9 protein-coding genes, 1 other RNA gene and 1 pseudogene are annotated in these 11619 nt (G+C 58.6%); 7 read left to right on the forward strand and 4 right to left on the reverse strand.

Going from position 1 to position 11619, the window contains the following annotated elements:
- The 4 genes from ssrA to ompA form a co-directional block, all read right to left on the reverse strand.
- Window positions 1-225: a transfer-messenger RNA gene (gene ssrA / locus Q1J88_RS11985) on the reverse strand; the annotation flags it as partial.
- Between the two features lie 98 nt (window positions 226-323).
- The gene (gph, locus tag Q1J88_RS11990; RefSeq protein WP_301117954.1) at window positions 324-1001 is read right to left on the reverse strand and encodes a phosphoglycolate phosphatase; all 678 of its coding nucleotides are present in this window, start codon (window positions 999-1001) and stop codon (window positions 324-326) included.
- 61 nt (window positions 1002-1062) lie between these two features.
- On the reverse strand, window positions 1063-1794 hold the full coding sequence (gene ubiG / locus Q1J88_RS11995) for a bifunctional 2-polyprenyl-6-hydroxyphenol methylase/3-demethylubiquinol 3-O-methyltransferase UbiG (RefSeq protein ID WP_301117955.1): 732 nt from the start codon (window positions 1792-1794) through the stop codon (window positions 1063-1065).
- A gap of 104 nt (window positions 1795-1898) precedes the next feature.
- Entirely contained in the window at window positions 1899-2480 is a 582-nt protein-coding gene (gene ompA, locus Q1J88_RS12000; RefSeq protein WP_301117956.1) for an outer membrane protein OmpA, read from the reverse strand.
- Between the two features lie 430 nt (window positions 2481-2910).
- Here ompA and gyrA point away from each other — a divergent pair, with 430 nt between their 5' ends.
- The 7 genes and pseudogenes from gyrA to Q1J88_RS12035 form a co-directional block, all read left to right on the forward strand.
- Window positions 2911-5643, forward strand: coding sequence for a DNA gyrase subunit A (gene gyrA / locus Q1J88_RS12005; protein ID WP_301117957.1), 2733 nt, complete (start codon window positions 2911-2913; stop codon window positions 5641-5643).
- On the forward strand, window positions 5644-6771 hold the full coding sequence (gene serC / locus Q1J88_RS12010; protein ID WP_301117958.1) for a 3-phosphoserine/phosphohydroxythreonine transaminase: 1128 nt from the start codon (window positions 5644-5646) through the stop codon (window positions 6769-6771). It abuts the gene before it with no gap.
- Window positions 6764-7849, forward strand: coding sequence for a prephenate dehydratase (gene pheA / locus Q1J88_RS12015; RefSeq protein WP_301117959.1), 1086 nt, complete (start codon window positions 6764-6766; stop codon window positions 7847-7849). The genes serC and pheA overlap by 8 nt, the downstream gene beginning before the upstream one ends.
- An 11-nt stretch (window positions 7850-7860) precedes the next feature.
- Entirely contained in the window at window positions 7861-8775 is a 915-nt protein-coding gene (locus Q1J88_RS12020; protein WP_301117960.1) for a prephenate dehydrogenase/arogenate dehydrogenase family protein, read from the forward strand.
- The gene (gene aroA / locus Q1J88_RS12025) at window positions 8772-10094 is read left to right on the forward strand and encodes a 3-phosphoshikimate 1-carboxyvinyltransferase (protein WP_301117961.1); all 1323 of its coding nucleotides are present in this window, start codon (window positions 8772-8774) and stop codon (window positions 10092-10094) included. The genes Q1J88_RS12020 and aroA overlap by 4 nt, the downstream gene beginning before the upstream one ends.
- Window positions 10091-10786, forward strand: a complete 696-nt coding sequence (gene cmk, locus Q1J88_RS12030) for a (d)CMP kinase (RefSeq protein ID WP_301117962.1) — start codon at window positions 10091-10093, stop codon at window positions 10784-10786. The genes aroA and cmk overlap by 4 nt, the downstream gene beginning before the upstream one ends.
- Before the next feature lie 87 nt (window positions 10787-10873).
- Window positions 10874-11599, forward strand: a pseudogene (locus tag Q1J88_RS12035) (S1 RNA-binding domain-containing protein); the annotation flags it as partial.
- Window positions 11600-11619 lie beyond the last annotated feature (20 nt).

Raw genomic sequence — 11619 nt, forward strand, 5'->3', positions numbered from 1 at the left:
TAGTCGCCCAGTGACCTGACGAATACCGATTCTTTGTAAATGACGCTGCTCCAGGTTTTACCCTGGCTGACCCAAAGACAAATCAGTGCAGCGGCTCACCGCTTAAGCGGCCAGAGCGAAACGCTCGTCGTTGGCGTTTGTAGTTTTCCAGTGGATTTACGAGCTTACTGGTGCTCGACATGCCCTACGCTGTTTCTTGACCCACGTCGAAGCCAGATCGACCCCAGTGGAAAAACATTGTATCTCAATATACATAGCGTTGGAGCCGCCTGGTGCGAATAAGTTCCCGCAGGCTTACGTACGGCCGTGTTTTTGTAGCTGAATCAGGCTCGTTCGGGAATGCGCGGCCAGAGCTTTTCGATAACCGGCCAGATTTCGGCCGGAGACTTAACAATCGCGTCCGCCTTCCATCCAGCTACTTCGGACAGTTCGCAGTAGCCATATGCGGCGGCCACCGTATGCATGCCGGCCGCCTTTCCGGCGATGACGTCGCGTTCGTCATCGCCAACGTAGATGCAATGTGCCGGATCGATGCCGGCAACGCGAGCCGCATGTAACAGGGGCTCGGGATGGGGCTTGGCGTGGCCGGTTGTATCTCCACCCACCGTCACTACGCAGTCGGTGTGCAGGCCCAGGTGCTTGACCAGGGGCAGGGCCAGGTACTCGAGTTTGTTGGTGACGATACCCCACCGATATCCATTGGCCTTCAGTGTGTCGAGCAGTTCCGGTATACCAGGGAACAGCGTGGTCAATACTGTCATGGCAGCTTCGTAATCCTGCAGGAACTGGCTGCGGAACGCTTCGTATTCGGGATGGTCAGGCAGCATGTCGAGGCTGGCCCGCAGAAGACCCCGTGCCCCTTGCGAGGCCATGGGTCTTAGCGCCTCGTAGGGAAGGGGAGGAAGTCCTTTTCGCTCGCGTTGCTTGTTGGCCGCTGCAGCCAGGTCGGGGGCGGTGTCTGCCAGGGTGCCGTCAAAATCAAATAGTACAAGTCTGTTCATGCCTGCAATATACCCGGGACAGGCGTCGCCTACCGGTCCAAAAGAAATTAGCGGGTGGAACTCAAGCTTCGCGCCTTGCGGCCATCAGGTAGTTGACCGAGGTGTCGTTGCTGAGCTTGTAGTGGTCGGTGATGGGGTTGTATTCCATGCCTGCCATCGCACAGACCGATAAGCCGGCGCTGCGGGCAGCTGCCGCCAGTTCGCGCGGCTTGACGAAGTTTTCGTAGTTGTGAGTGCCGCGCGGCAACAGGCGGAGGACGTACTCGGCGCCGACGATGGCAAAAAGGAATGATTTGGGATTGCGGTTGAGGGTGGAAAAGAACACCCAGCCGCCAGGCTTTACCAGCTGGGCGCAGGCGCGCACGATGGAGGCGGGGTCGGGCACATGCTCGAGCATTTCCATACATGTAACCACGTCGAACCTGCCTGGGTGCGCGGCGGCCATGTCTTCAGCGCTGATCAACTGGTAGTCGACGGCCACTCCGGATTCCAGGCCGTGCAGCTTGGCAACTTTCAGCGATTTGTCAGCCAGGTCGATGCCTGTTACCTGGGCACCCGCAACGGCCATGCTTTCGGCCAGGATCCCGCCACCACAGCCGACGTCCAGTACATCCAGCCCGTCCAGGGAGCCGACCTTCTCCTGGATCCAGCCCAGCCGCAACGGGTTGATAACGTGCAGGGGCTTGAACTCGCTTTCGGGGTCCCACCAGCGTGACGCCAGGGCGCTGAATTTTTCGAGTTCAGACGGATCGACGTTGACGGAAGGGGAAGACGTGGCAACTGACATGGTCAAGGCCTCGGGTGACGGGAAGAAAAAAGGCGCCTGTATATAACAGGCGCCCCAATTGTAGCGTTTTACCCGGGCCCTAAGGCCCGGCGTAATCGGCAGTAGCGTGATTAACGACGCGTACCGACGATTTCGATCTCTACGCGACGGTTCTGAGCGCGGCCTTCGCGAGTGGCGTTGCTGGCGATCGGCTGGAGTTCGCCCTTACCTTCGGTGTAGATACGATTGGGGTCGATGCCCTTGCTGACCAGGTAGTTCTTGACCGTATTGGCACGGCGCTCGGACAGGCCCTGGTTGTACTGCTCGGTACCGATGGAGTCGGTGTGGCCGACTGCGATCAGGGTTTCGAGGTTGATGGAGGCAGCTTGAGCGGCGACTTGATCGAGAACCTGACGGCCTTCGGGCTTGAGGGTGTCTTTGTCGAAGTCGAAGAAGGTGTCAGCGTTGAGGACAACCTTGGTTGCGGTAGGAGCAACGACTTCGGTTTGCTGAGCAACGGGAACACCGTCACAGCCGGGGATGCCGGTTGCAGGCGTCCAGAAGTTATTGCGCCAGCACAGCTCATTGGTGCCGTTCATCCAGACTTCGCCGGACGAGTTCTGCCAGTTGTCGATAGTTTGCGCGGATATTGCACCCGAAGCCGAGAAGGCCGCGATGGCAAGCGCTAATGCGATTTTGGAGGGTTTATTCATGTTTCTCCTCGTTTTGAGCTAGATGCTGAAAGTGGGCGCAGCGAACCTCCGCCGCATAGTAAATAAATAGTAACCGTAGCCAGTATAGCAATGCCCTGGGTTTCTATCCAAGAATTGCTCTGAAATCAGGCGTTGTCGGGCAAATCTTACGGCATTTCAGCAACGTTAGTTAGGCCTGATTCACGTCTGGAGTCCAGATACGCGAAATTCTACCCCAAGTTTCCAGGTGATGTTGGCAATTCGCCACAGTCTTCGCAAGTTGAAGTAAATTCTAAATTCTACCCAGGAAGGGCTGCTTACGCGAAGCAATTTCTGTTGCATCCGGTAATGGGTTGCCTGCTGAAAAGTCCGGAGGCATGGAAGTGCTAGAATTTCCTATTGGCCCGTAACCGGTTTCTGTTCTCGAATTTACCTTTAGATACTCTGCTCTATGGATTCCTACGCCAAGGAGACGCTTCCGATTTCGCTGGAAGAGGAGATGCGTCGCAGCTATCTCGATTACGCCATGAGCGTGATCGTGGGCCGGGCCCTACCCGATGTGCGCGACGGCCTGAAGCCTGTGCATCGGCGAGTGCTCTACGCCATGCACGAACTCAACAATGACTGGAACCGGGCCTACAAGAAGTCTGCACGTATTGTCGGCGATGTCATTGGTAAATATCACCCTCACGGTGACTCCGCCGTTTACGACACAATCGTGCGTATGGCGCAGGATTTCTCTTTGCGATATATGCTCGTAGACGGGCAGGGCAACTTCGGGTCGGTAGACGGCGACAGCGCCGCCGCCATGCGATACACCGAAATCCGTCTGGCGCGCATCGCCCACGAACTTCTGGCCGATATCGATCAGGAAACCGTCGACTTTGGTCCCAACTACGACGGCAGCGAACAAGAACCACTGGTATTGCCCTCGCGGTTGCCCAACTTGCTGGTCAATGGCAGCTCGGGCATTGCTGTGGGTATGGCAACCAATATCCCGCCACATAATCTGGCCGAAGTGGTAGACGGCTGTCTGTATTGCCTGCGCCATCCCGAGTGCACGGTCGACGAGCTCATCGAGCTCATCCCGGCGCCGGACTTTCCCACGGGCGGCATTATTTATGGCATGTCCGGGGTGCGCGAAGGCTACCGCACCGGACGCGGACGCGTCATCATGCGTGCCAAGACGCATTTTGAAGACACCGAAAAGGGCAATCGCCAGGCGATTATCGTTGACGAGCTTCCCTATCAGGTCAACAAGAAGTCCTTGCAGGAACGCATCGCCGAACTGGTCAACGAACGAAAGATCGAGGGCATTTCGGATATTCGCGACGAGTCCGACAAGGACGGCATGCGCCTGGTCATCGAGCTCAAGCGCGGCGAGGTACCCGAAGTCGTCCTGAACAACCTGTATAAGAACACGCAGCTGCAAGACACCTTCGGGATGAACCTGGTGGCGCTGGTCGACGGTCAGCCCCGCCTGCTCAATCTCAAGCAGCTTGTACAGTATTTTCTGGGTCACCGGCGCGAAGTCGTTACACGCCGCACGGTATACCAGTTGCGCAAGGCGCGCGACCGCGGTCATGTGCTTGAAGGTCTGGCAGTGGCGCTGGCCAATATCGATGACTTCATTGCCATTATCAAGGCAGCTCCGACGCCTCCGGTGGCTCGCCAGGAACTTATGGCGCGCAGCTGGGATTCGTCATTGGTACGTGAAATGCTGCAGCGCGCCGACGAAGGGGATACACCCGGAGGTCGCGCGGCCTATCGCCCCGAAGGGCTTGACCCCGAGTACGGTTTGCAAGACGACGGGATGTACCGTCTTAGCGATGTGCAGGCGCAAGAAATCCTCAACATGCGCCTGCAGCGTCTGACCGGGCTTGAACAGGACAAGATCGTCGGCGAATACAAAGAGATCATGGAAACCATCGCCGATCTTCTTGATATTCTGGCTCGCCCCGAACGCGTTACAACCATCATCAGTGACGAGCTCCAGGCGCTGAAGGCTGATTTCAGCACAAATGCCAAAGACGTTCGTCGCTCCGAGATCGAGCACAACGCGACCGAACTCGACACCGAAGACCTCATCACTCCCATGGACATGGTGGTGACCCTGTCGCAAAGCGGCTATATCAAGAGTCAGCCGCTGTCAGAGTACCGGGCGCAGAAGCGTGGCGGCCGCGGACGGCAGGCCACCACCATGAAAGAAAACGACTGGATCGACCAGTTGTTCATTGCCAACACCCACGATTATCTGCTGTGTTTCTCCGACCGCGGTCGCGTGTACTGGCTCAAGGTCTGGGAGGTTCCGCAAGGCTCGCGCACAGCGCGTGGCCGACCCATCGTCAATATGTTCCCGCTCGAAGACGGCGAGAAGATCACGGTGGTATTGGCGGTGAAGGAATTCAGCGAAGACCACTACGTCTTCATGGCCACCTCGCGGGGTACCGTCAAGAAGACGCCGCTGTCCGATTTTTCCAACCCTCGCAAGGCCGGCATTATTGCGGTCGCGCTGGATGAGGGCGATTACCTGATCGGCGCCGATCTGACCGACGGCAAGCACGATGTCATGCTGTTCTCGGACGCTGGCAAGGCCGTCCGCTTCGACGAGAACGATGTTCGCCCCATGGGTCGTACCGCGCGAGGCGTCAGGGGCATGTCGCTCGAAGAAGGGCAGCAGGTGATCTCCTTGCTTGTCGCCGGCGACGAGTCGCAGAGCGTCCTTACCGCCACCGAAAACGGATACGGCAAGCGTACGTCCATTGTCGAATACACCCGTCATGGTCGCGGCACCAAGGGCATGATCGCCATCCAGACTACACCGCGCAATGGCAAGGTCGTGGGCGCAGTGTTGGTCGAGCCGTCCGATGAAATCATGCTCATCACAACGTCAGGGGTTCTCGTTCGTACCCGGGTTTCCGAAATCCGTGAAATGGGCCGGGCCACTCAGGGCGTCACGCTGATCAACGTTGACGACGACAGCACACTGTCGGGCGTGCGTCGCGTGGTGGAAAGTGATGCCGACCTCGACGACGATGAAGCAGACTCATCAGCCGAGGCTCGCTCTGCAGAAGGCCAAGCCGGTACTTCAGCAGAAGGCCAGGCCGGTACTTCAGGCGACACACCGGATTCTGACGACCCCGAAGACAACGCCGGCGCAGGCGATACCCAGGAGAACTCGTAAATGCGGCCGTGGAATTTTTCGGCAGGGCCGTCCACCCTGCCTTTGGAAGTGCTTCAACAGGCCGCAGCCGAAATGACAGACTGGCGCGGAAGCGGGATGTCGGTAATGGAAATGAGCCATCGCGGCAAGCATTACATGCAGATCCGCGACGAAGCCGAGGCCGATCTGCGCGAGTTGCTGGGCGTGTCCGATGATTTCGCCGTGTTGTTCATGCAGGGCGGAGCCACTGCCCAGAACGCACTGGTTCCCCTGAATCTGATCGGTCGCAACGGTTCCGGCAAGGCCGATTACCTGGTGTGTGGTTCGTGGTCGAACAAGTCGTACAAGGAGGCCCTTCGCTACGGCGATATCGCAGTAGCTGCCAGCAGTGGTGAAGAAACCGAGCTGGACGGCGGCAAGTACGCTCCCTGGACGTGGTTTCCGGCGGTCGACACCTGGCGTGTTCGCCCCGATTCAGCCTACGTGCACTTGTGCAGTAACGAAACCATCGGCGGTGTCGAGTTCATGGACTGGCCCGACATGGCCGAGCTTGGCGCGCCCGGCGTTCCCTTGGTCATCGACGCGTCGTCCCATATTCTGTCCCGCCCCTTCGACTTCTCTCGCGTGGGCATGGTTTACGCCGGAGCACAGAAAAATGCCGGGCCGGCGGGTGTCACCCTGGTCATCGTGCGAAAAGACCTCATCGGTCACGCATCGCCAGCCTGCCCGTCCGCGCTCGACTATGCCAATGTCGCCCAGGCAGATTCCATGTTCAATACCCCGCCTACCTACGCCATTTACGTGGCGGGCCTGGTATTCAAGTGGCTCAAGAAGCTGGGCGGAGTCGAGGCGATTGAACGCGAAAACATTGCCAAGGCCGAATTGCTGTACGGCTATCTGGAACAGTCCGGTTTCTATTCGAATCCCGTGCACAGGCCGGTGCGTTCGCGCATGAACGTGCCGTTTGTTTTGGCTGACGAGTCGCTCAACAGCACTTTCCTGGCCGAGTCCGAGCAGGCAGGGCTGCTGGCCCTGAAGGGGCACAAGCTCGTCGGTGGAATGCGCGCTTCCATTTACAACGCCATGCCACTGGCAGGTGTGCAGGCACTGGTCGACTTCATGCGAGATTTCGAAAAACGACATGGATAAAGAATTGCAAAGCAGGCTGGCGCCCTTGCGCGAGCAGATCGATGCGACCGACCGTCAGATACTCGAGCTGCTGAACAAGCGGGCAAACCTGGCTCTTCAGGTTGGCGAAGTCAAGCAAGAAGTTGATGCCGACGGTCCCGTCCTCAAGCCCGAGCGCGAGGCAGCACTGATCCGTCGCTTGCAGGAAACCAATCCGGGCCCCTTCACCAAAGCTGGCATTGCCGCTGTCTGGACCGAAATCATTTCGGTATGCCGTGGGCTGGAGCGTCCGTTGGTGGTCGCTTACCTGGGCCCGCAGGGCTCCTTTTCCGAGCAGGCTGCCGTCGAGCAATTCGGCCAGAGCATCGAAAAGTTGCGCTGTGATTCGTTCGACGAAGTGTTTCGTGCTGTCGAAGCCGGACAGGCCCAGGTGGGCATGGTTCCCGTCGAAAACTCCACCGAAGGCGGTGTCAATCGCAGCCTCGACCTGCTTTTGACATCACCCCTGAAAGTGCAAGGCGAACGCTCATTGAATATTCATCATTGTCTGATGACGCAATCGGGCACGATGGAGGGCGTGACCCGTATCATGGCGCACCCCCAGGCACTGGCCCAGTGTCAGGTCTGGCTTTCGGCACATTACCCGACCATTGCACGTGATGCGGCATCCAGCAACGCCGAGGCCGCCCGAATTGCTTCCGAAGACCCTACCGTTGCAGCCATTGCCGGCAGCATGGCTGCCAAGGCCTGGGGCTTGCAAGTGGCGGTGTCCGGGATCCAGGACGATCCACACAACCGAACCCGCTTTGTAGTAATCGGCAACATGGAGCCTGCTCCCAGTGGGCACGACAAGACAAGTCTGATCCTGGCAGTGCCCAATCGGGCCGGTGCGGTGCACGACATGCTGGCACCCCTGGCCGAGAACGGCGTTTCCATGAGCCGGCTTGAATCGCGTCCGGCCCGTACCGGCCAGTGGGAATATTATTTTTATGCCGACATAATCGGGCATCGTGACGATGAGCCGGTGGCCCGGGCACTGGCGGCACTAAAGGATCGCGCAGCGTTCTTCAAGGTGCTTGGCTCTTACCCCATGCAATAGAGCCCCGGGGTATGAACGCTAACGATTCCCGTCCTGCCCCATCCTCGCCACCCACATTCGCCATTGATGTCGTGGCAGTTGTGGGTGTCGGGCTGATAGGGGGCTCTTTTGCCGCTGCTTTGAAAAAAGCCGGGGTTGCCAAGACGGTTCTTGGTGCCGGACGTCAGCAGCCGACTTTGGCGCGTGCGCAGCGGCTCGGCCTGATTGACAAGGCCGTTTCCATTGAAGAGGCTGCCGCTACCGCAGACCTGATTCTATTGTCCGTGCCCGTAGGGGCGACGGGCAAGGTTCTGGCTCGCATGGCACCCCACTTGCGTGCCCGAACCCTGATTACCGACGCCGGCAGTACCAAGGCTGACGTTGCCACAGCGGCGCGCGAAGCGCTAAAAGAACGCATCTCCCAGTTTATTCCCGGACACCCGATCGCTGGCGCTGAAGCATCAGGGCCGGAAGCCGCCCGCGCTGATCTGTATAAAGGCTGCACGGTGGTGCTGACGCCGCTGGCAGAAAACACCGAATCTGACAGAACATTGCTTCGCCACGTCTGGGAAGCTTGTGGAGCCCGCGTGGTAAACATGCAACCCGCGGCGCATGATACAGCCCTGGCCTCGGTCAGCCACGTGCCTCATTTTCTTGCGGCGGTATTCATGGCACAGGTGGCTGCGGCGGTCGATTCCGATCAGCGCATGAGCCTGGCCGGGTCCGGCTTTCGGGATTTCACCCGTATCGCTGCCGGCTCGCCGGAAATGTGGCGTGATATCTTTGTGGCCAATCGCGAGGCAGTGCTAGCCGAGTTGGCCGAGTTTCGGCGGGTACTTGAGCAGGCCGAACAGTCCTTGCGCGACGATGACTCCCAGGGGCTGTATGATTTTCTAGAACGCGCGGCGCTTGCGCGCCGTTTCTGGGGTAGCAGGAGCCGTACATGACCGCTGACACCAGCCTTTTGTTGCAACCTCTCGTCTCTGCCAAGGGCGATGTACGCCTGCCGGGGTCCAAAAGTATTTCGAACCGTGTGTTATTGCTGGCGGCGCTGGCGCAAGGAACGACGCGCGTACAGGGCCTGCTGGATTCCGATGACACCCGTGTCATGCTCGACTCGCTTCAAAAACTGGGTGTGTCGCTGACTGAAGTGGATATCGATTCATTGGATATCGATGGAAGCTGCCCGTTTCCGGCCCAGGAGGCCGAGCTTTTTCTGGGCAATGCCGGAACGGCATTTCGTCCTCTGACCGGGGCGCTGGCCTTCATGCAGGGAAACTTTCGCCTGTCCGGCGTGCCTCGCATGCATGAGAGGCCCATCGGCGATCTTGTCGATGCGTTGCGTCAGGCGGGTGCCCATATCGACTACCAGGGAAACGAAGGCTACCCACCCCTGGCCATTTCGCCGCCAACACTTGGCACCGACGGCCCCGTGCGTATCAAGGGTTCGGTCTCCAGCCAGTTCCTGACTTCATTATTGATGGCCGGGCCCATATATACGGCCGCCACGGGGCGCGACCTGGTGATCGAAGTTGACGGGGTACTGATCTCTCGCCCGTATATCCTGATTACCCTGAACCTGATGGCCCGGTTCGGTGTTGACGTCAAATGCGAAGGCTGGCAGCGGTTCACCATACCGGCCTCGGCTGTCTATCGCGCGCCAGGAGTCGTTGCGGTTGAGGGTGACGCGTCGTCTGCCTCGTATTTCATGGCCCTGGGTGCCATAGGGGGCGGCCCCATGCATATACACGGTGTCGGGTCGCGCAGCATTCAAGGTGACGTTGCCTTTGCCGACACCTTGCAAACCATGGGAGCCGACATTACCTGGCATGAGAACTCCATTGAAGTGTCGGGTGTCAATGTCGCCAAAGGCGAACGCCTCAAGGCCTTCGATGAGGATTTCAATCTGATTCCCGACGCTGCCATGACGGCTGCTGCCCTGGCGCTGTATGCAGACGGTCCGTGCACCTTGCGCAATATTGGCAGTTGGCGTGTCAAGGAAACCGATCGTATTCACGCCATGGCTACCGAGTTGCGCAAGCTGGGGGCAAAAGTGGAAGAGGGCAGTGATTGGCTTCGTGTGCACCCGCTTGCCCGGGAAGACTGGCGCGAAGCCAGCATCGCCACCTATGACGATCACCGCATGGCCATGTGTTTTTCACTGGCAGCGTTTGGCCCAAAGCCCATCGTCATCGAAGATCCGGAGTGTGTCAGCAAGACGTTTCCTGACTATTTTTCGGTGTTTCAAGGGGTTGTGTCAGCATGAACTCCACCCAATCACTCACCCCCGTCATAACTATTGACGGCCCTACTGCGTCCGGCAAGGGCACCGTTGCACATCGTGTGGCCCAGATTCTGGGGTGGTCGGTGCTCGACAGCGGGGCACTCTACCGGCTTAGCGCGCTGGCCTGCCTGGAGCAGGGTGTCGACACGACAGACCAGGCCGCTGTAGCCGAAGTGGCGCGCAATCTCGACGTCGAATTCAAGGGGCCGCAAATACTGCTCAACGGGCGCGACGTTGCGACGCGCATCCGCGACGAAGAAGTGGGTAACCTGGCCTCCAGCATCGCTTCCCAACAGCCTTTGCGCGATGCGCTTCTTGCCCGTCAGCGGGCCTTTCGCTGCGGCCCCGGCCTGGTGGCGGACGGCCGTGACATGGGTACCGTCGTATTCCCCGATGCCCAACTAAAAATATTTCTTGAGGCTGACGTCGCGGCGCGTGCTGAAAGAAGATGTAAGCAGTTGAAGGAAAAGGGTTTTTCTGCTAATCTAGCAAACCTCATGAAGGATATGGAAGCGCGTGATGCGCGCGACCGGTCTCGCAGCAATGCGCCGCTTTGTGCGGCTTCTGATGCGAATCTGATCGATTCATCGAATTTAAGCATCGATGAAACGGTCAATGCAGTACTCGATTTGTGGTCCAAGCACCCCGCATCGACAATCAGTCCCCGAAGCTAGTGTTTTTGTTTCGGGTTTGTTCCACTCCACCGGGGCGTAAGCCCAGGTGTGTTTTTAACAGCCATCCTGGCTAATGGACTAACTTTAATGTCTTCCATCCCAACCACTGCCGCCACCGGCGGCGAAAGCTTCGCTGATCTCTTTGCTGAAAGCCTCAAGAATCAGGATATGAAATCGGGCGAGGTCATCTCGGCCGAAGTCGTGCGCATCGATCACAACTTCGTTGTGGTCAACGCAGGTCTCAAATCCGAAGCCCTTATCCCCGTCGAAGAATTCCTCAACGACCAAGGCGAGCTCGAAGTCGAAGCCGGCGCATTTGTGTCGGTGGCCATCGATTCGCTCGAAAACGGCTACGGCGACACCATCCTGTCGCGTGACCGCGCCAAGCGCCTGTCGGCCTGGCTCCAGCTCGAGCAGGCGCTCGAGTCCGGCGAGCTGGTCAACGGCACCATCACCGGCAAGGTCAAGGGCGGCCTTACCGTCATGACCAACGGCATCCGCGCGTTCCTGCCTGGTTCGCTGGTTGATCTGCGTCCGGTCAAGGACACCACGCCGTACGAAGGCAAAACTCTCGAATTCAAGGTCATCAAGCTCGATCGCAAGCGTAACAACGTTGTGTTGTCCCGCCGTGCCGTGCTCGAGGCCAGCATGGGCGAAGAGCGCGAAAAGCTGCTCGAAACCCTGCACGAAGGCGCAGTGGTCAAGGGTGTGGTCAAGAACCTCACCGACTACGGCGCGTTCGTCGACCTGTGTGGTATCGATGGTCTGCTGCACATCACCGATATGGCATGTCGCCGTGTCAGTCACCCATCATAAGTGCTTCAGTTTGGTCA

Source organism: Pusillimonas sp. (genome assembly GCF_029263785.1).
Classification (GTDB): domain Bacteria; phylum Pseudomonadota; class Gammaproteobacteria; order Burkholderiales; family Burkholderiaceae_B; genus Pusillimonas.

What these genes read in the sequence shown, in the direction of transcription:
- gph (WP_301117954.1), bottom strand. Translation starts at nt 1,001, where the DNA reads ATGAACAGACTTGTACTATTTGATTTTGACGGCACCCTGGCAGACACC.
- ompA (WP_301117956.1), bottom strand. Translation starts at nt 2,480, where the DNA reads ATGAATAAACCCTCCAAAATCGCATTAGCGCTTGCCATCGCGGCCTTC.
- gyrA (WP_301117957.1), top strand. Translation starts at nt 2,911, where the DNA reads ATGGATTCCTACGCCAAGGAGACGCTTCCGATTTCGCTGGAAGAGGAG.
- serC (WP_301117958.1), top strand. Translation starts at nt 5,644, where the DNA reads ATGCGGCCGTGGAATTTTTCGGCAGGGCCGTCCACCCTGCCTTTGGAA.
- pheA (WP_301117959.1), top strand. Translation starts at nt 6,764, where the DNA reads ATGGATAAAGAATTGCAAAGCAGGCTGGCGCCCTTGCGCGAGCAGATC.
- Q1J88_RS12020 (WP_301117960.1), top strand. Translation starts at nt 7,861, where the DNA reads ATGAACGCTAACGATTCCCGTCCTGCCCCATCCTCGCCACCCACATTC.
- aroA (WP_301117961.1), top strand. Translation starts at nt 8,772, where the DNA reads ATGACCGCTGACACCAGCCTTTTGTTGCAACCTCTCGTCTCTGCCAAG.
- cmk (WP_301117962.1), top strand. Translation starts at nt 10,091, where the DNA reads ATGAACTCCACCCAATCACTCACCCCCGTCATAACTATTGACGGCCCT.